The organism is Streptomyces sp. P3, from assembly GCF_003032475.1.
Lineage (GTDB): Bacteria > Actinomycetota > Actinomycetes > Streptomycetales > Streptomycetaceae > Streptomyces.
This window is the reverse complement of sequence record NZ_CP028369.1, coordinates 4,586,860-4,604,692: the sequence shown is the minus strand read 5'-3', so window position 1 is coordinate 4,604,692 and position 17,833 is coordinate 4,586,860. Positions and strand designations below refer to the sequence as shown.

The window sequence follows — 17,833 nt, the reverse complement described above, 5'->3', positions numbered from 1 at the left end:
GGTCCGGCTCCCGCATGACAGAGGGGGCGAACGGAGGCCATGATCCACCCCATGGACCAGCCGCCCCAGCCCACGCCCCCACCACCGCGCCGGCTCCGGCCGGAGCCCCTGCCCCTGCCCCTGCCCCTGCCCCTGCCCCTCGAGGGTCTCGTCGTCGTCGCCGTCGAACAGGCCGTCGCGGCGCCCTTCGCCACCCGACAGCTCGCCGATCTCGGCGCCCGGGTGATCAAGGTCGAGCGGATCGACGGCGGGGACTTCGCACGCGGCTACGACACGGCCGCCGGCGGACTCGCCTCCCACTTCGTGTGGTGCAACCGCGGCAAGGAGTCGATCGCGCTGGACCTGAAGGACCCGCGCGGCCTGGCCGTGGTGCGCCGGCTGATCGCCGGCGCGGACGTGTTCGTGCAGAACCTGGCGCAGGGGGCCGCGGCCCGGCTGGGCCTGGACGCGGACACCCTGTGCGCGGCGCACCCGCGACTGGTGGCGGTCGACGTCTCCGGGTACGGCGCCGGCGGCCCCTACGCGGACAAACGGGCGTACGACATGCTCGTGCAGTGCGAGGCGGGACTGGTGTCGGTGACCGGGACGCCCGGGCAGCCGGTCAAGGCGGGCATCCCGGCGGCGGACATCGCGGCGGGCATGTACGCCTTCTCGGGGGTGCTGGCCGCGCTGGTGCGGCGGGGCACCACCGGGCGGGGCGGTCCGGTGGAGGTGTCGATGCTGGAGTCGCTTGCGGAGTGGATGGGCCATCCGCTCCATCACACGATGCACGGGGGCGTCCCTCCGCGGCGCACCGGCCTCGCGCACGCGGTGATCGCGCCCTACGACGCCTACCCGACGGCGGACGGCGGACGGGTGCTGCTGTCGGTGCAGAACGACCGGGAGTGGCGGCGGCTGGCCGAGCAGGTCCTCGGCCGGCCCGAGTTGGGCACGGACCCGGCGTATGCGACGAACGCCGCCCGGGTCACGAACCGGGAGGGCACGGACGCACTGGTGGCGCAGGCGCTCGGCGCGCTGGGCGCCGACGAGGCGGTGGCGCGTCTGGAGGGCGCGGGCATCGCCTGCGCACGCCTGAGGGATCTGCCCGAGGTCGCGGAACATCCGCAGCTGGCGGCCCGTGAGCGGTGGCGGGAGGTGGGGACGCCGGTCGGGCCGCTGCGGGCACTGCTGCCCCCGATCACACTGCCGGGCGGGACGGAGGCGCGGATGGGGGACGTCCCCGCGCTCGGGGAGCACACCGAAGCAGTGCTGCGTGCCGTGGGGATGACGGACGAGGAGATCGCAGCGCTGCGCCGGGACGGTGTGACCGCCTGAGCGCGGGACTCAGTGCATACGGGCGGGCGGGACGGTCAGTGCTTGTGCCCGCCGAACAGCGAGCGGCGCAGGCGGCGCAGGGGAGCGAAGAGCGAGACCCGGCTCACCCGTGCTCGCACCGTCCTCGAGCCGGCGTCGCGTACGGGCTCACGGGCCGTCAGCTCCCGCATGAGCGAGGTCGCCTCGAGCGTCTCGCGCTGCGGAATGGCGGGACCCCCCAGTACCGAGAGATGTCGGTCGAGCCGCGAACTGGTCGCGCTGCTCCCGCAGGTGATCGCGGGGACCCTAGCCCTACTGTGCATCGTTATCTGTTCCATGTCACTCCCCACCCGTACGAGTCCACCCGGCCCGGGCAGGGTAACCCTATCGCCCCGTCGAGGCACACATGTATCGAGCTCACAGGATTCACCTTCCCCGTAAGGGGGTTGACGACTCCTTTGCGATCACTCTCCGAATCCGACCGATTTCAGGGTGAGTTGGACAACCGGCTGTGTAGTGGGTTGCGACGAACCCCCGTCGGGCTCGACGGTCACAGCGAGTGACGTCGCGGCCTTGTCGAGACCGGTGGCGACCAGAGGCGTGTCGCTCGCGAACAGCCCCAGGGAGCGCGGTTGCGCGTCGGGGCGCATGAGCCACAGCTGGTGCACCTGCCCGGCCGGGAGATCGCCGTATCCGCTCAAGGTCACGACCGCCTCGCCGTCGGCAGCGGAAGCGATCACTCCGATAATGCGCCCCCGAGCGTCCCGCCCGGTGCTCGCCCGGGCGTCGGGAGCTGCGAGAACGTGGGCGATCTCACGCGCCTGGGCGCGCTCGGCGTTCAGCTCGTCCCGGGTCCGGTCGGCCTGGACGGCGAACAGCGAGGCGACGACGAGGGCCGCGGCGGCGGTGGCCGTCGCGAACGGCACGAACAGCGGGCGGCGCGCGCGGGGCGCTCGGAAGCGTTTCGGCGGTGGCTGTGTGCCCCAGACGTGCGGGGGCAGTTGGGGCGCGTGCTCCCGCACCGGGGCGCGCGAGGACTCCTGCGGGGTTCTCTGCACCGCGGCCAGCACCCGGTCGCGCAGGGCGGCCGGCGGTGGGGCGGCGGTCGACCAGGCGAGCCGCACCGCGTCCTCGGTCAACGCCCGTACCTCGGCCGCGCAGCGGTCGCAGGTCTTCAGATGCTTGTCGAAGCGGCGCCGCTCGTCCCCTTCGAGGGCGTCGAGCGCGTAGGGGGCGGCCAGCGAGTGAAGATCCTCCCGGCGGAACATCCCGAGGATGCTCATACGGCGCCTCCCAGGCAGTCGCGCAGCCGCGTGAGTCCGTCGCGCATCCGAGTCTTGACCGTGCCGAGCGGCAACGACAACCGGTCGGCGACCTCACGGTAGGTGTAGCCGTCGTAGTAGGCGAGGGTGACGGACTGCCGCTGAAGCGCCGTCAGGCGGTCGAGGCAGCGGCGCACCCACTCGCGTTCCAGGCCGGCCTCGACCTCCTCCGTCACCTGGTCGAAGGCGGGGTCGTGGTAGCGGCGTCCCTCACGTTGCTCGCGGTCCACGGCGGCGCGGGCGCTGCGCACCCGGTCGACGGCGCGGCGGTGCGCGAGGGTGAGGATCCAGGAGAGGGCGCTGCCTCGGCTCGGGTCGAAACGGCCGGCGGAGCGCCAGGCCTCGAGAAGGACCTCCTGGGCGACCTCCTCCGACTGCGCGGGGTCCCGCACGACCCGTCGGACGAGCCCGAACACCGGCCCGGACACCAGCTGGTAGAGCTGTTCGAAGGCCTTCTGGTCGCCTCCCGCCACGAGCACCAGAAGCTCGTCCGCCTCCATGCCGTCCCCCTTCCTGCGGCCACCGCATCCTGGCCGCCCCGTCACACCCGGCATCCGCAACGCACACACCTCCGGGGAGGGGGTACGGATGGGAGCACCGAAAACGCGGGTGAGCAGGAAATTAAAAGTTTTTTGGTTTTGACCAATCCGAACCGCCCCTCCGCTCCGTATCTCTGTCCGTCAGGCAACTTGGCACAGAGGACGGACGGCATGACAGCTATCTCCAGGAGCGGCAACGGACGCAGGAGCGTCGCGACCCTCATATGCGGTGCGTTGGCCGCCGGGGGGCTCGCAGCCGCCGGCGCCGCCACGCTGGCACCGGGGGCCGCCTACGCCTCCAGTCACCGTGAGGCTCCTCTCATCTCGGGCACTCCCCAGTACGACAACACGGACGTGTACGCCTTCGTCAGCCCGGACCACGCGGACACGACGACCATCGTCGCGAACTGGATCCCGTTCGAGGAACCCGCGGGCGGCCCGAACTTCTTCCCGTTCGCCGAGGACGCCCAGTACGACCTGCACATCGACAACAACGGTGACGCGAAGGAGGACCTGACCTTCCGTTACACGTTCAAGACGCACACGAAGAACAAGAAGACGTTCCTCTACAACACCGGCGCGGTCGACAGTCTGTACGACCCCGACCTGAACGTCACGCAGTCGTACGACCTCGAGCTGCTCAAGCTGAAGAAGGGGAAGGTCCAGCACAAGACGAAGATCGCGGACGATGTGCCGGTGGCCCCGTCCAACGTGGGCAAGGCGTCGATGCCCAACTACAAGAAGCTGCGCGACCAGGCGATCTACAAGCTCCCCAACGGAGCCAAGACCTTCGCCGGCCAGGCCGACGACCCGTTCTTCCTGGACCTGCGCGTCTTCGACCTGCTGTACGGCGGCGACCTCTCCGAGGTCGGCAACGACACGCTCAAGGGCTACAACGTCAACTCGATCGCGCTGCAGGTCCCGAGCGACATGATCACCGAGGGCAAGCACCAGCCGATCGTCGGCGTCTGGTCGACCACCCAGCGCGAGAACGCCGAGGGCTACTACACGCAGGTCTCCCGCCTGGGCAGCCCGCTGGTCAACGAGGTCGTCAACCCGATCAAGGACAAGGACCGGTTCAACGCGTCCCAGCCGAAGGACGACGGCCAGTTCCTGAAGAACGTCACCAACCCCGAGCTGCCCAAGCTGATCGAGGGGATCTACAAGATCAAGGCGCCGGCCGAGCCGCGCAACGACCTCGTCGACGTGTTCCTGAAGGGCGTCAAGGGCCTCAACCAGCCGCCCTACGTGACGCCTTCGGAGGAACTGCGCCTCAACACCTCCATCAAGCCGACCGCCAGCCCCAAGCGGCTCGGCGTCCTGGACGGCGACAACGCGGGCTTCCCGAACGGCCGTCGCCTCACCGACGACGTCATCGACGCCTCCCTGCAGGTCGTCGAGGGTGAGCTGGTCGGCTCCAAGAACGACCTGGGCGACGCCGTCGACAAGAACGACAAGAGCTTCGAGAAGGCGTTCCCCTACGTGGCCCTGCCGACCGAGGGCTCGCGCGGCGCGTCCGCCAAGAGCGGCGCCGACGTCCGCAGCCAGCTCGGCGACGCCCTGACGGGTTCGGAGAGCAACACCGCGCTGATCGCCTCCTCCGCGGGCGCCGGCGCGGCGGGCATCCTCCTCATCGGCGGCGGCCTGATGTGGTGGCGCGGGCGGCGCAGGGCCTACTAGGCCCTCCCTGAGCGGGCCGGGGAGAATCCTGCGCTCCCCGGCCCGGCCCCACCGACTGGCGCGGCCCGCGTAACTCATCCCCCACGGCGCGGGCCGCGCCACCCCCACACCCCCACACCCCCACACCCCCACACCCCCACACCCCCACACCCCCACACCCCCACCGGCAGAGCGAACCACCCAGGCGACCTAGGAGAGGGCATGTCCCCGCGGACGAACGACGGCGAGCGCGAGCTGCCCGGGCAACCGGATGCCGGCCGGCCGACACCTCAGGCACGGCGACCGGAGCCCGCCACGGGCCGGCCGACGCCGAAGCCGGAGGCCCGGCGCGCCACGAGCGGGGACGACGCGCCCGATGCCGTGACCACCGGCTCCGTGCCCGAAGCCGACGCCGACGCCGTTGCGTCCGCCTCCGACGAGCCCGCCGAGGCCCGGAAGTCCCGCGGGCCCGCCGAAGCCCACGCGTCCGGCGGACCCGGCGAGCCCACCGAAGCCCCTGAAGCCTCGGAAACGCGCGAGCCCCGCGAACCCACCGAAGTCACCGAGTCCGTCCTCACGGCGCATCCGGCGCCGGCCGTCGACGACGAGCGGGTCGCCGCCGTGCGGCGGGTGGGCGAGGCGGGCCGTCGCTGGCGGGCCGTGCACCTCGGGGCGTGCGCCGCCATGCTGGCCGTCGCGCTCACCGCCGGGGCGGTCGCGCTCGGGGCGGTGCACGAACAGCGCGCAGTGCCCGTGGCGGCGGCCGCGGCGGTCTCCCCCGGGCTGCTCGCAGGCGGCGACCTCGACGCGAGCATCACCGCTCTGCAGGCCCATCTGCGTGTGCAGCCCCGTGACTTCGGCGGCTGGGCCACCCTCGGGCTCGCCTACGTCGAGCAGGCCCGTACCAAGGGCGACCCCTCCCGCTACCCGCAGGCCGAGCAGGCCCTCGAGCGGTCCCTGGCCCTGCGCGCCGACAACGACCAGGCCCTGGCCGGCCGGGCCGCCCTCGCCGCCGCGCGTCACGACTTCGCCGGCGCCCTGTCCTTCGCCGACCGGACGCTGAAGCAGAACCCCTACAACGAACGCGCCCTGAGCTCCCGGATCGACGCCCTGGTCGAGCTCGGCCGCTACGACGACGCCGACGCCGCCGTCCGCACCGCTGACCAACGGCGGCCCGGGGTACCGGTGTTCACCCGCTACGCCTACGTCCACGAGCTGCGCGGGGACGTCACCACCGCCCGCCGTGTCCTGGACCGGGCGCTGGCCGCGTCCAGTTCACCCGGCGACATCGCCTACGTCGCCGCCCAGCTCGGTCAACTCGCCTGGAACCAGGGCGACTACGCCACCGCTCTCACGCACTACGCCCGTGCCCTCGCCGCCGACGAGAACTACCTCCCCGCGCTGGAGGGCCGCGCCCGCGCCCAGGCGGCGAGCGGACAGCAGGCGGAGGCCATCAAGGGCTTGGAACTCATCGTCGCCCGTTACCCGCTGCCCGGCCCGCTTGTCGAGCTCGGCGAACTGTACGAGGCCCGGGGCCGGACCGGGGACACGGCGAAGGCCGCCGACCAGTACGCCCTGGTCGACGCCTGGACCGCCATCGCCCGCGCCAACGGCGTCAACGCCGACCTCGACACCGCGCTCGCCGCCGCCGACCACGGCGACCGGGCCACGGCCCTGCGGGCGGCCCGCGACGACTGGTCCCGCCGCCACACCGTGCACACCGCGGACGCCCTCGCCTGGGCGCTGCACGTCAACGGCAAGGACGCCGAGGCCCTCCCCTACGCCCGGCAGGCCACGGCCACCGGCTACCGCAACGCCTCCTTCCTCTACCACCTCGGTGTGATCGAGAAGGCGACCGGCCATCCGCAGGACGCCCGTACCCACCTCTCCGCCGCCCTGAAGCTGAACCCCGGCTTCTCCGCACTGGGCGCCCGTGAGGCCCGTACGGCGCTCAAGTCGCTGGAGGCGACCAAGTGATCTCACGTCGTCTGTTCGCCTCCTGCGCGGCCGTGTTCACGGCCGGGTGCGCGCTCGTGCTGGTTCCTTCCGCCGCCGCGAGCGCGCACCCCCTCGGCAACTTCACCGTCAACCGCTACGACGGTCTCGTCGCCGCCCCCGGGCAGCTGCGCGTCGACCACGTCGAGGACCTCGCCGAGATCCCGGCGACCCAGGCCAAGCCCGACATCGAGCGGCTGGGGATGGACGCCTGGGCGCGTGAGCGCTGCGCCACCGCCGCGGCCGGCAGCAGGCTCACCGTCGACGGCCGGGCGGTCACGCTCACGGCGGGCGCGAGCAAGGCGGTCGTACGGCCCGGCCAGGCGGGGCTCGACACGCTCCGCGTGGAGTGCCGGCTGACGGCCCCGCTGCCCGACGAGAGCACCGTCGCCGTCGCCTTCCACAGCGAGGGTGCCTCCTCCGGACCCGGCTGGCGTGAGATCACCGCACGCGGCGACCGGATGACGCTCGCCGACTCCGATGTTCCGGAGAAATCGGTCTCACACGAACTGACCACGTATCCGAAGGAGTTGCTGTCCTCTCCGGCGGACACCGCGACCGCGGCCGTGACGGTGCGGCCCGGCGGCGCGGCTCTCGTCGAGGAGAGCCGGGACGCGCCGGCCGCGTCGGTGCTGCCCCGCGGCGCCGACCGCTGGACCCGGGCGCTGGACGACCTGGTCGCCCGGCAGGACCTCACCGTCGGCTTCGCCGCGCTGGCCCTGGTGATCGCCGTCGTCCTCGGCGCGATGCACGCCGTCGCGCCCGGCCACGGCAAGACCATCATGGCGGCGACGGCGGCCGCCCGGGGCGGCAAGGCCCGGATGAAGGACGTCCTGCCGCTCGCCGCCTCCGTGACCGTCACGCACACCCTGGGCGTCGTCGCGCTCGGCCTGCTCGTCACCGCCGGATCGGCCGCGGCGCCCTCGGTGATCGCCTGGCTGGGGCTGGCGAGCGGGGCGCTGGTGCTCTTCGCCGGCGCGACCCTGGCCCGCCGCGCCTGGCGCGGCCGCGGCCCGGACACCCCGCACGGCCACAGCCACAGCCACAGCCATGGCCACGACCACCCTCACCCGCACCCGCACCCGCACCCGCACGGCGACGGTCACGACCACCCGCATCCCCACGAGCCCGCGAAGACCCCCGAGCGTCAACTCGCCCTCGTCGGGGCCACCACCCCGCACACCCATGCCCATCACGATGCCGACCACGGGCACAGCCACGACCACGGCCACGCGCACGAGCACGGCCACGACGACGAGCACGCCCGACCGCACGACCACGAGCACCACGAGCACCACGAGCACGGTCGTCCGCACACCCACGGGGGCCACACGCACTCCCACGGCGGCCGCACCCACACCCACGCCGTCGCCCCGACCCTCCGCGGAACGCTCCTCCTCGGGTTCGCCGGAGGCATGGTGCCCAGTCCGTCCGCCGTGGTCGTGCTGGTCGGCGCCGCCGCGCTCGGCCACGCCTGGTTCGGGCTGCTGCTCGTCGTCGCGTACGGCGTCGGGCTCGCGCTGACCCTGACCGCCGCCGGGTTCGCGGTCGTCCGGCTGGGCGCCGGGGCGACCCGCCTGCTGGAGCGGCAGCCGCGCTGGACGAGCCACCCGGCCGTGACCCTCGTCCGCCGCAACATGCCCCTGTGGTCCGCGTTCCTCGTGGTGGCCCTGGGCGCCGGACTGGTGCTCAAGGGGGCCGCATCCGTACTCGGCTGAGCTACGTTTGTGGGGTTGCGGAGGCTTTCGCCCGGATGCGAAGAGCGAAATGGGGGCGCGGTGAGCGAAGAACCGGGCAGTGAACGTCTGATCGCGGGCCGGTACCGGCTGCTGACGCCGCTCGGCGAGGGCGGCATGGGCACGGTGTGGCGGGCCCGTGACGAGGTGCTGCACCGCGAGGTCGCCGTCAAGGAGGTGCGGGCCCCGCACGGGCTGGCGGCCTCGGACGTCGAGCGGCTGTACGCGCGGCTGGAGCGCGAGGCCTGGGCCGCGGCCCGGGTCGCGAACCGGAACGTCGTGACGGTGTACGACGTGGCCACCCAGGACGGGCGGCCGTGGATCGTCATGGAGATCGTGCACGGCATCTCCCTCGCCGACCTGCTGGACGCGCAGGGACCGGTCGAGCCGGCGCGGGCCGCCCACATCGGGGCCGAGGTGCTGGCCGCACTGCGGGCCGCGCACGAGGCCGGTGTGCTGCACCGGGACGTGAAGCCGGCGAACGTGCTGATGTCCAACGACGGCCGGGTGGTGCTCACCGACTTCGGCATCGCCACCGTCGAGGGCACCTCCGCACTGACGATGACCGGCGAGGTCATCGGCTCCCCCGAGTTCCTCGCGCCGGAGCGGGCGCTGGGGCGCACGCCGGGGCCCGAGTCGGACCTGTGGTCGCTGGGCGTGCTGCTGTACGCGGCGGTCGAGGGCAACTCCCCCTTCCGTCACGACACTCCGCTGAGCACCCTGCGTGCCATCGTGGACGAGGAGCTGCCGGCGCCGCGCCGGGCAGGTCCGCTGACGCCGGTGATCGAGGGGCTGCTGCGCAAGGATCCGGCCGAGCGGCTGCCCGCCGACCGGGCCGAGCAGGATCTGCGGCTCGTCGCCGCCGGGGGCGTCCCCTCCGCGGGAGGCGATTTCCGCACCGACTCCGCCCCCACGGCGCCGTACACGTCGTTCCCGCCGACGCCCGCGCCCCCCGGCGGGCCGATGGGGCACGGGTCGGCCCCCGCGCCCCCGCCCCAGCCCTGGTCGACAGCGCCGCCGACCACGTCGTCGACGGCCGCCGGGGAGCCGGACCGGGGCCGGCGGGCCGGCACGGTCCTCGTCGTGGGTGTGCTGGCACTGGCGTTGGCGGTCGCGGGTCTGACGTACGGGCTGCTGAATCACGACGACGACAAGAGCGGGTCCGGCGGGGTCACCAACAGTGCCTCGGACGCGGCGAGTCCGCCGAAGACACAGCCGGAGACCAGCGCGGAGGCCGAGTCGCCCACTCCGAGCCCCACCCCGAGCGCCCGCTCCGAGACGCCGAAGCAGACCGTCTCGGTCACCGTGACCGGCGCGCACACGGAGTACTCCGGCGCATGCCCGCCGAAGGACGCCGACGCACCCGCCTTCACCGCGACGATCACGGTGGGGCAGCTGCCCGAGACCGTGTCGTACCGCTGGGTGTCGAAGGACGGCGAACTGGCCGGGCAGACCTGGAAGACGCTCGAGTTCCCGTCGGGCGGCGGCAAGTCCAAGCAGGACAAGGTGATCGTGTCGACGTACGCGGGGAGCGGGACGTACGAGAACGCGATCGCGGTCGAGGTGCGTGAGCCGGTGAAGACGACGTCCGGCTCGGTGCCGTTCTCGGTCACCTGCGAGACGGCGGAGTCCCCGTCGGGCGAGGCCTCGCCCTCGCCCTCGCCGTCGGAGTGAACCGGGCCTGACCACCGGTGCGGTGCGTCAGGCCCGGCGCGGATCAGGCCGCGCTGTTCAGAACCGGCAGATAGCCGCCCGACTGTCCGGACGCGGTCGGGTGGTAGGACTCGCCGATGTTGAGCAGGTTGAGACTGTGCAGCCAGGAGCTGCCGGAGCAGATCTCGTGGCCGCCGAACGAGCCGCGGACGTCGCCGAAGACGAAGCCGTGCGCGGCGGCGCGCCGGGCGGTGGCGGCGTCCAGGTAGTCGGCCGCGCCGTTGATGGCGGAGCGCTTCGCCTCGGACAGCCCCAGACAGACCGTGCCGAGCCGGTAGAAGCGCGGGTAGCCGATGACGACGACGCGCGCGTTCGGGGCCCTGTCCCGGATCGACGAGTAGACGGTGTCGAGTTTGCCGGGGAGCGTGGAGTCGACATACGCCCTGGCGGTGTCGATGCGGGACAGGCAGGTGCTGTCGGAGCTGGTGACACAGGTCGTCATGACGTCGGCGAAGCCCGCGTCGTTGCCGCCGATGGTGACGGTCACCAGGCCGGTGGAGGCGTTCAGGCCGCCGAGCTGGTTGGCCAGAAGATCACCCGTACGAGCGCCTGAACACGCCGCGAAGGTGAACGAGGACGGGGCGTGGGCGGCGTTCCAGAGGTAGGGGTACGCCTTGGTGCTGCGCTTGCAGCTGCCGCTGGAGCTGATGTAGCCGCCCGCTCCGACGCCGGAGGAGTAGGAGTCGCCGAGCGCCACATAGCCGCCTGTGGCGGCGAGTTGGGATGCCTGCGCGGGAACCGCCCCGGTGAGGGCGGCGCCGGCGGCGAGGAGGACTGAGCTGACGAATACGACAAGTCGGGAACGTCTCATGGAACCTCCCTTTAGCAGGATCTCTGCCATGACTGTCGTAGCAACTACGCGTGTTGACGGGAAGTGTCCATGCCAACTTTGGCGCCGACGGAGTGCGCCGTTCTGTAACGCCGACCGGACGGAGGGTCAGGAACCGCCGGAGCGCGGCCGTTCGCGGCCGGCCGGAGCCCGCTCCCGGGCCGACCGGGACGGACGGGGCGGACCGGGCGATGCCGACGGGACGGACGGGATGACGGGGCCGGACGGGGCGGACGGGGCGGGACGGATCGAACAGGTGAATCCGAAACAACCGACACACCGCGCGCACCTCGGAAACCGGGTGCACAGGGGGGCCTCGTGCCGGATCATGGCGGCATGTCCGCACTCCCACACGACGCACTGCCGATCCGGCTCACCGTCGACGACTCCGACTCCCCGTCCGACGTCGTCGACGCGCTGTTCCTCGGCCGCTTCGCGACGGGCGAGCAGCCGTACTCGCACGCGGCGAACATCGACCGCGTGCGCTCCGGCGCGACCCTGCTGCCGCCGCAGGCCCGGGTGCTGCGCATGGCTCGCGACGAGGACCGCAGCGCCACCCTGGCCGAGGGCGACGGCTGGACGCTGCTGATCTCCCGCTGGAACCGCGGCGCCGACGTCACGGTCACCGCGACCAGCGCCGAACTGGCCGCGCAGGTGCTGGAGGAGGCCACGGGCGGAGCGGCGGACGAACCCGAGCCCCAGCCGGAGAACGTGACCATGGGCTTCTGGTACGTCTCCCCCCGGCGCGGCCCGCACCGCACCACGCGTCAGATCTCCGCGGGCACGTGGGACGAGGTGCGCCCCAACTACACGGCCCCCGTCGCCGAGGTGATGGACCGCCTGATGGGCACGACCCCGGAGAGCATCGCGGGCCGGCTGCTCCTGCTGCACGGCCCGCCCGGCACCGGAAAGACGTCCGCGCTGCGCACCCTGGCCCGCTCCTGGCGGGAGTGGTGCCAGGTGGACTGCGTACTGGACCCCGAGCGGCTGTTCTCGGACGTCGGCTACCTGATGGACATCGCGATCGGCGAGGAGGACGGCGCCGGCAAGAGCCGCTGGCGGCTGCTGCTCCTGGAGGACTGCGACGAACTGATCCGCGGCGAGGCCAAGCACACGGCGGGACAGGCGCTGTCCCGGCTGCTGAACCTGACCGACGGCCTGCTCGGTCAGGGCCGCAACGTCCTGGTCGGCGTCACCACCAACGAGGACCTGGAGCGTCTCCACCCCGCCGTGGTCCGCCCCGGCCGCTGTCTGGCCCGGATCGAGGTGGGTCCGCTGACCCGCCGGGAGGCCGTGGACTGGCTGGGCACGGAGGAGGGAGTGGGGCGCGAGGGCGCGACGCTCGCGGAGCTGTACGCGCTGCGCCGCGGCGTCTCCCCCACCGCGCTGCCGGAGCCGCGCGGGGTGGCGGACGCGGGGCTGTACCTCTGAGCCCTTCCGGCCGACGGGTCGCCGCCGACGTGATAGGGCACCCGGCCGCCCGCGCGCGGCCTCCGGCAGGGCCCGGGTGTTTGATGGAGGTATGACGCTGCACGTCGGCACGTCGGGCTGGCAGTACAAGGACTGGAGGGACGTCCTGTACCCGGCCGACGTGCCCGTACGGCGATGGCTGGAGGAGTACACCGGACACTTCGCCACCGTGGAGGTCAACAACGCCTTCTACCGGCTCCCGTCCCGGGAGACCTTCGCCTCCTGGGCGGAGCGCGTCCCGCCGGACTTCACGGTCGCGGTGAAGGCGAGCCGTTATCTCACCCACATCAAGCGGCTGAAGGAACCCGAGGAGCCGGTGCACCGGCTGATGACCCACGCGGCGGGCCTCGGCGGCCGCCTCGGTCCGGTCCTCCTCCAACTACCGCCCACCCTGCGGGCCGATCCCGCTCTGCTGGACGCCTGTCTGGCCTGCTTCCCGCCGGGCGCCCGGGTGGCGGTCGAGCCGCGCCACACGTCGTGGTGGACGCCGCTGGCGCGGGAGGTCCTGCGGTCCCGGGGCGCGGCCCTGTGCTGGGCCGACGACCGCTCCCGCCCGGTGACCCCGTTGTGGCGGACCGCCGACTGGGGGTACGTCCGCTTCCACCAGGGACGTGCCCGTCCCTGGCCGCACTACGGCCGCCGGGCCCTGGAGACCTGGCTGGACCGCATCGCGACGACCTGGCCGGACGACGCCGACGTCTACGCGTACTTCAACAACGATCCCGGCGGCGCGGCGGTGACGGACGCGGCCGTGTTCGGGCGGACGGCGGCACGGGCGGGGCTGACGGTGACCCGCACCCCGCGCGGGCTCGCCGCGCGCCGGTGATCACGCCCGGTAGGCCGCACGCAGGGCTTCCCGGACGGCGGCCGCTCCCTGCTCCTCGCTGAGCCCCAGCCGCACCACCCGCTCGGCGTACGCCTGCGCGGCGGCCGCGGCCTCGCGCTCCGCCGCCGGTCCCGCGGCCGCGACGACGGTGCCGTTACGCCCCCGGGTCTCGATCACCCCGTCCCTCTCCAGCGCCCGATAGGCCTTGGCGACGGTGTTCGCGGCGAGGCCCAGCGACTCGGCCAGGCCCCGCACGGTCGGCAGCCGGTACCCGACGGGCAGCTCACCCGACCGCGCCTGTTCGGCGATCTGCGCCCGGACCTGCTCGTAGGGCGCGGCACTCTCATCGATGCGGATCTTCAAGGTCACGGGCCCGATTGTCCCGTACCCGCCGGAAAATGGGAGGCACCCGCGGGCCGCCTCTCCTAGCGTGGGGCCACATGACCGTCATCGTGCGCGATCTTCCTCCCGGCGCAGACGCCGACATCGAGGGCTTCGTCCGCGTCCGGCACGCCGCGCTGCCGTACGTGTACTTCAGCCCCGCGTCCGTACGCCACCACCTCGCTCTGACCTCGGCCCGGGCCCGCTACCGCGCGCTGGTCGCCGAGGAGGACGGCGAGGTCGTCGGCACGGCACAGGTCGGCCTCGCGTACGACAGTCCGGATCCGGGACAGGGCTGGCTCAACGTGTATGTGGACCCGGCCCGCACCCGCCGGGGCGCGGGCACGCTGCTGGTGCGCGCCGCCGAGGAGCATCTGGCGGCGCACGGAGCGACCAAACTGTTCTCCTGGGTCCTGGACGAGCCCGGCCATCGCGGCTTCGCCGAGCGGCACGGCTACCGGGCGAGCCGCTCCGCGCACTTCCTGGTGCTGGACCTGGGGCACGCCGAGCTGCCGCCCCTGCGGGAAGCGCCGGCCGGCGTCGAGTTGCGCACGGCGGCCGACTTCGCGGACGACCCGCGCCCGCTGTTCACCCTCGACGCGGAGGCGGGCTCCGACGAACCGGGGGACATCGCCACCGAGTTCACGGACTACGAGGCGTGGATCGACGAGTACTGGAAACACCCCCACCTCGACCGCGAGCTGACCTCGGTCGCCGTGGCCGACGGCCGTCCCGTCGCCTTCAGCGTGGCGCACACCGACGGCGCCGGGCGCTACAGCACCGGCATGACCGGCACCGTCCGCGACCACCGCGGCCGGGGCCTGGCCAAGCTCGTCAAGAACGACTCCCTGCACCGGGCACGCGCAGCGGGGTACACCGAGGCGCACACCAGCAACGACGCGGACAACGGGCCGATGCTCGCCGTCAACCGGTGGTTCGGGTACGAGATCCGCGCGACGGAGGTGCGGCATGTCCGTGAACTCGGCTGAGCCGACGGGCTTGGTGGACGTCGTCCTGGTCAAGGGCGGCCGGACGAAGATCCGTTACCCGGCCGGGCTGCTGTCCGACGACGGCGTCCGGATCGCCGTGCGCGCCCCGTGGGCCGGTGCCGGCGTACGCGACTTCGGCTTCGTGCGCTTCGAGCCGGGCGACGTCTTCACCGAGTTCTACTGGCGCGACCGGTGGTACTCGGTGAAGGAGGTCCGCGCCGCGTCCGGCGCCCTGAAGGGCTGGTACTGCGACATCGCCCGGCCGGCCGTGCGGTCCGGCGCGGAACTCGTCGTCGAGGACCTCGACCTGGATCTGTGGCGCTCCGCCGACGGCGCGGACGTACGACGCCTGGACGAGGACGAGTTCGAGGAGAGCGGACTCGCCCGGCGAGACCCGCGGGCCGCGGCCGCCGCGATCGCCGCCCTCGACGAACTGGAAGCGCTCGCCCGCGCCGAGGGCGGTCTGGAGTCACTGCTGACGTGACCGGCGACGGGGACCGACTGCGACGTGAGAACCCCGATCGGCGACCGGCTGCGGCGCGCGAGCCACGACCGGTGCCGACTGCGGTGCGAGAGCCACGGCCCGCGACCCGTGGCTCACACCGTCGCCACCACCGCGTACCGTTCGTCCCCCACCGGGCCGCCCCACAGAAGCGCGTCCTGCGACAGCCGCTCCACACGCGTGTGCCCGGCCAGCGGGGCCAGCAGCGCGGTGAGCCGGTCCGCCGGTATGCCGACCGGGGTGACGGCGCCCCAGACGCCCTCGACCAGCACGAGTCGCCCACCGGGGCGCAGCAGAGCGCGCCAGTTCCGCAGGACGCGGGCGGGGTCGGGCAGGGCCCACAGCAGGTGCCGGACGATCAGCGCGTCGAAGCGCTCCTCGCCGACCGGGGGCGCCATCGCGTCACCGTGGAGGAACACCGCGTCACGCCCGGCGAGTTTGGCCCGGGCCAGGTCGATCATGGCCGGCGACAGATCCACGCCCGTCACACGGTGTCCCTGCTCGGCCGCGAGGAGCGAGAGGCTGCCGGTGCCGCAGCCCAGATCGAGCACGTCACTCGCGCGCTCCGGCAGCCAGGCGCGCAGCCGACGGGCCCATGCCGCGCGCACCTCGGGGTCGCGCAGGCCGTGGTCCGGCTGCTCGTCGAACGCGGCCGCCGCCGCGTTCCAGTCGACTTCGGGCGGAGTGGATTCGTCACTGTATTCCCTCATACGCACCAGAGTGACACCCACCACTGACACTCGAATCGTGACACCCGCCACTGACAGATCAGGGGTTGATGGGGAACTCTCCCGGAAAGGGTCTACCTCCGTGAGAACGCGGAACTCGGTAGTCCTTGAAGGAGGCAGCCATGCGCCGCACCACCGTGCAGAAGCCCCTGAAGAAGACGGAATCCCGCAGGATCCGCGACGAGGTCGACGAACGGCCCGCCGGCCGCCCCGAGGTGCGCAAGGACATCGCCCGCACCTGGTGGCCGGACGGCTGAGGCCGCCCCTTTCAGGGCCCGTTCACCTTCTGACGGCCTGTTGGCCCCCGGCAGCCTCCTCACCCTCCGGCCCGGTGCAGGCCCGCGCACGCGCGTGTGACGTCCATGAAGTGCAGCCGCCGTCCGGCGCCCCGGCCTTGGGCGTCCGGGCGGACGGTCATGCTCTCGCGCGTGGGTGACCGCCCCTGCCGCCGGCCGCCGTCGCGGGCGGATCTCCTCGCTCGCCGCGCCGGACACGGCGCCTGCCTGATCCCAGGCTCAGCGCTTCCTTAACGCACCCCTAAAGATCGCCGCCGGCCGCCCTCGGCCGGCCGATTCAGGGTTTCTTGGTTCCGGGCGCACCACGCGCCGCCGTCCGTTCCGGTTCCGAGGAGCTCTCCCATGCCCGCACGCCGCAAGGCCGTCGCCGCCGTCGCTCTCGGCCTGATCGCGCCGGCCCTGGCCGCGCTGTCCACCGTGCCCGCCGCCGCGCACGGGTCGATGGGCGATCCCGTCAGCCGGGTCGCGCAGTGCTACGCGGAGGGGCCGGAGAGCCCGAGGTCTGCCGCCTGCCGGGCGGCGGTCGCGACGGGCGGCACCCAGGCGCTGTACGACTGGAACGGCATCCGCATCGGCGACGCGGACGGGCGTCATCAGGAGCTGATCCCGGACGGCAGGCTGTGCAGCGCGGGCAACGAGGAGTTCAAGGGGCTGGACCTGGCCCGCGCCGACTGGCCCGCGACCGCCGTCCACAGCGGCCCGTACACGTTCGCCTACCGCGTGACCGCTCCGCACAGGGGGACCTTCACGGTCTACCTCACCAAGGCCGGTTACGACCCGGCCCGGCCACTGGCCTGGTCCGACCTGGACCTGGCGCATCCGGTGGCGGCGGCGGCCGACCCGGTCGCGGTGGGCGGCTTCTCCACCTTCTCCGGGACTCTGCCCGAGCGGTCGGGCCGGCAGTTGCTGTACGCGGTGTGGCAGCGCTCGGACAGCCCGGAGGCGTTCTACTCGTGCTCGGACGTCACCTTCCCGGGAGCGGGTTCGGGAACGGGAACGGGGACCGGTCCGGGCAAGGGTTCGGGGACGGGCGACGGCGCCGCGCCGGCCGCCTCCGCGCCCTCCGAGGAGCAGATCCAGGACGGCGCCGACCGGTCGACGGTCGAGCACCATGGGCACGGCGACGACGACGCGGCCACGACGACGGACCCGGCCGCTCCCGGCACGCCGTCCGCCGACGGCGATGCGATCGGCGGCGACGCGCACGGCGGTGGTGCGGGCGGTGGTGGTGCGGGCGGTGGTGGTGCGGGCGGTGGTGGTGCGGGCGGTGGTGGTGCGGGCGGTGGTGGTGCGGGCGGCTCGGCGAACGCGCCGCAGGCGGCCGGCGTACGCGCCGGTCCGGGCGGAGGTCTCGCGCACACCGGCGGTGACGGCAGCACCTCGTACCTCGCGGTGGGCGGCGCGGCCGCCCTGGCGCTGGGCGCGGCCCTGCTGTTCGCGTCGGTACGCCGACGGGCGAATTCCGCCGGGCGGCACGGTCGCTGAGCCGGCGGACGACACGGACTCCGGGGCCTGACCGGCGGCTCAGGCCGGCCAGGCCCCGGCGAACGCGAGC

At 73.2% G+C, this 17,833-nt stretch carries 17 protein-coding genes; 11 read left to right on the top strand and 6 right to left on the bottom strand.

What is annotated here, in order from left to right; genetic code table 11:
• Positions 1-51 precede the first annotated feature (51 nt).
• A complete protein-coding gene (locus C6376_RS20725) occupies positions 52-1,314 on the top strand; it encodes a CaiB/BaiF CoA-transferase family protein (RefSeq protein WP_254076002.1) in 1,263 nt (420 codons plus the stop codon).
• Between the two features lie 35 nt (positions 1,315-1,349).
• On the opposite strand, the gene C6376_RS20720 is transcribed toward C6376_RS20725, so the two are convergent.
• The 3 genes from C6376_RS20720 to C6376_RS20710 form a co-directional block, all read right to left on the bottom strand.
• Complete coding sequence (locus C6376_RS20720; RefSeq protein ID WP_107444805.1) at positions 1,350-1,631, bottom strand: hypothetical protein; 282 nt, start codon at positions 1,629-1,631, stop codon at positions 1,350-1,352.
• A 126-nt stretch (positions 1,632-1,757) separates the two neighbouring features.
• Positions 1,758-2,576: an anti-sigma factor gene (locus C6376_RS20715; protein WP_107444804.1), complete on the bottom strand. Its 819-nt coding sequence runs from the start codon at positions 2,574-2,576 to the stop codon at positions 1,758-1,760.
• The gene (locus C6376_RS20710) at positions 2,573-3,115 is read right to left on the bottom strand and encodes a sigma-70 family RNA polymerase sigma factor (RefSeq protein WP_107444803.1); all 543 of its coding nucleotides are present in this window, start codon (positions 3,113-3,115) and stop codon (positions 2,573-2,575) included. The genes C6376_RS20715 and C6376_RS20710 overlap by 4 nt, the downstream gene beginning before the upstream one ends.
• A gap of 210 nt (positions 3,116-3,325) precedes the next feature.
• Between C6376_RS20710 and C6376_RS20705 the strand changes: the two genes are divergently transcribed.
• From C6376_RS20705 to C6376_RS20690, 4 genes are all read left to right on the top strand, one after another.
• Positions 3,326-4,834 carry a DUF4331 domain-containing protein gene (locus tag C6376_RS20705; protein ID WP_173985695.1) on the top strand — a complete coding sequence of 503 codons (1,509 nt, stop codon included), beginning with the start codon at positions 3,326-3,328 and terminating at the stop codon, positions 4,832-4,834.
• A 201-nt stretch (positions 4,835-5,035) separates the two neighbouring features.
• Positions 5,036-6,790, top strand: coding sequence for a tetratricopeptide repeat protein (locus tag C6376_RS20700; protein ID WP_107444801.1), 1,755 nt, complete (start codon positions 5,036-5,038; stop codon positions 6,788-6,790).
• On the top strand, positions 6,787-8,526 hold the full coding sequence (locus C6376_RS20695; RefSeq protein WP_107444800.1) for a nickel transporter: 1,740 nt from the start codon (positions 6,787-6,789) through the stop codon (positions 8,524-8,526). The genes C6376_RS20700 and C6376_RS20695 overlap by 4 nt, the downstream gene beginning before the upstream one ends.
• Before the next feature lie 60 nt (positions 8,527-8,586).
• Entirely contained in the window at positions 8,587-10,218 is a 1,632-nt protein-coding gene (locus C6376_RS20690) for a serine/threonine-protein kinase (protein ID WP_107444799.1), read from the top strand.
• 43 nt (positions 10,219-10,261) lie between these two features.
• Here C6376_RS20690 and C6376_RS20685 read toward each other — a convergent pair whose 3' ends face one another.
• On the bottom strand, positions 10,262-11,068 hold the full coding sequence (locus tag C6376_RS20685; protein ID WP_107444798.1) for an SGNH/GDSL hydrolase family protein: 807 nt from the start codon (positions 11,066-11,068) through the stop codon (positions 10,262-10,264).
• Positions 11,069-11,422: 354 nt separating this feature from the next.
• Here C6376_RS20685 and C6376_RS20680 point away from each other — a divergent pair, with 354 nt between their 5' ends.
• Positions 11,423-12,517, top strand: coding sequence for a DUF5925 domain-containing protein (locus C6376_RS20680; protein ID WP_107444797.1), 1,095 nt, complete (start codon positions 11,423-11,425; stop codon positions 12,515-12,517).
• 91 nt (positions 12,518-12,608) lie between these two features.
• The gene (locus tag C6376_RS20675; protein WP_107444796.1) at positions 12,609-13,382 is read left to right on the top strand and encodes a DUF72 domain-containing protein; all 774 of its coding nucleotides are present in this window, start codon (positions 12,609-12,611) and stop codon (positions 13,380-13,382) included.
• Here C6376_RS20675 and C6376_RS20670 read toward each other — a convergent pair whose 3' ends face one another.
• Complete coding sequence (locus tag C6376_RS20670) at positions 13,383-13,751, bottom strand: GntR family transcriptional regulator (RefSeq protein ID WP_107444795.1); 369 nt, start codon at positions 13,749-13,751, stop codon at positions 13,383-13,385.
• 71 nt (positions 13,752-13,822) lie between these two features.
• On the opposite strand from C6376_RS20670, the gene C6376_RS20665 reads away from it, so the two are divergent.
• Both C6376_RS20665 and C6376_RS20660 read left to right on the top strand, forming a co-directional pair.
• Positions 13,823-14,752 carry a GNAT family N-acetyltransferase gene (locus C6376_RS20665; RefSeq protein ID WP_107444794.1) on the top strand — a complete coding sequence of 310 codons (930 nt, stop codon included), beginning with the start codon at positions 13,823-13,825 and terminating at the stop codon, positions 14,750-14,752.
• Entirely contained in the window at positions 14,733-15,236 is a 504-nt protein-coding gene (locus C6376_RS20660) for a DUF402 domain-containing protein (RefSeq protein ID WP_107444793.1), read from the top strand. The genes C6376_RS20665 and C6376_RS20660 overlap by 20 nt, the downstream gene beginning before the upstream one ends.
• A 113-nt stretch (positions 15,237-15,349) precedes the next feature.
• On the opposite strand, the gene C6376_RS20655 is transcribed toward C6376_RS20660, so the two are convergent.
• A complete protein-coding gene (locus C6376_RS20655; RefSeq protein ID WP_107444792.1) occupies positions 15,350-15,964 on the bottom strand; it encodes a class I SAM-dependent methyltransferase in 615 nt (204 codons plus the stop codon).
• Positions 15,965-16,104: 140 nt separating this feature from the next.
• Here C6376_RS20655 and C6376_RS46155 point away from each other — a divergent pair, with 140 nt between their 5' ends.
• Positions 16,105-16,239, top strand: coding sequence for a hypothetical protein (locus C6376_RS46155; RefSeq protein WP_107444791.1), 135 nt, complete (start codon positions 16,105-16,107; stop codon positions 16,237-16,239).
• Positions 16,240-16,620: 381 nt separating this feature from the next.
• On the top strand, positions 16,621-17,763 hold the full coding sequence (locus C6376_RS20645) for a lytic polysaccharide monooxygenase (protein ID WP_107444790.1): 1,143 nt from the start codon (positions 16,621-16,623) through the stop codon (positions 17,761-17,763).
• Positions 17,764-17,833: the final 70 nt, after the last annotated feature.

Bases quoted from the DNA above. Each gene is read 5' to 3' on its own strand.
- C6376_RS20665 (WP_107444794.1), top strand. From the start codon at position 13,823: ATGACCGTCATCGTGCGCGATCTTCCTCCCGGCGCAGACGCCGACATC.
- C6376_RS20725 (WP_254076002.1), top strand. From the start codon at position 52: ATGGACCAGCCGCCCCAGCCCACGCCCCCACCACCGCGCCGGCTCCGG.
- C6376_RS20720 (WP_107444805.1), bottom strand. From the start codon at position 1,631: ATGGAACAGATAACGATGCACAGTAGGGCTAGGGTCCCCGCGATCACC.
- C6376_RS20685 (WP_107444798.1), bottom strand. From the start codon at position 11,068: ATGAGACGTTCCCGACTTGTCGTATTCGTCAGCTCAGTCCTCCTCGCC.
- C6376_RS46155 (WP_107444791.1), top strand. From the start codon at position 16,105: ATGCGCCGCACCACCGTGCAGAAGCCCCTGAAGAAGACGGAATCCCGC.
- C6376_RS20715 (WP_107444804.1), bottom strand. From the start codon at position 2,576: ATGAGCATCCTCGGGATGTTCCGCCGGGAGGATCTTCACTCGCTGGCC.
- C6376_RS20700 (WP_107444801.1), top strand. From the start codon at position 5,036: ATGTCCCCGCGGACGAACGACGGCGAGCGCGAGCTGCCCGGGCAACCG.
- C6376_RS20655 (WP_107444792.1), bottom strand. From the start codon at position 15,964: ATGAGGGAATACAGTGACGAATCCACTCCGCCCGAAGTCGACTGGAAC.
- C6376_RS20710 (WP_107444803.1), bottom strand. From the start codon at position 3,115: ATGGAGGCGGACGAGCTTCTGGTGCTCGTGGCGGGAGGCGACCAGAAG.
- C6376_RS20705 (WP_173985695.1), top strand. From the start codon at position 3,326: ATGACAGCTATCTCCAGGAGCGGCAACGGACGCAGGAGCGTCGCGACC.
- C6376_RS20675 (WP_107444796.1), top strand. From the start codon at position 12,609: ATGACGCTGCACGTCGGCACGTCGGGCTGGCAGTACAAGGACTGGAGG.
- C6376_RS20660 (WP_107444793.1), top strand. From the start codon at position 14,733: ATGTCCGTGAACTCGGCTGAGCCGACGGGCTTGGTGGACGTCGTCCTG.
- C6376_RS20645 (WP_107444790.1), top strand. From the start codon at position 16,621: ATGCCCGCACGCCGCAAGGCCGTCGCCGCCGTCGCTCTCGGCCTGATC.
- C6376_RS20680 (WP_107444797.1), top strand. From the start codon at position 11,423: ATGTCCGCACTCCCACACGACGCACTGCCGATCCGGCTCACCGTCGAC.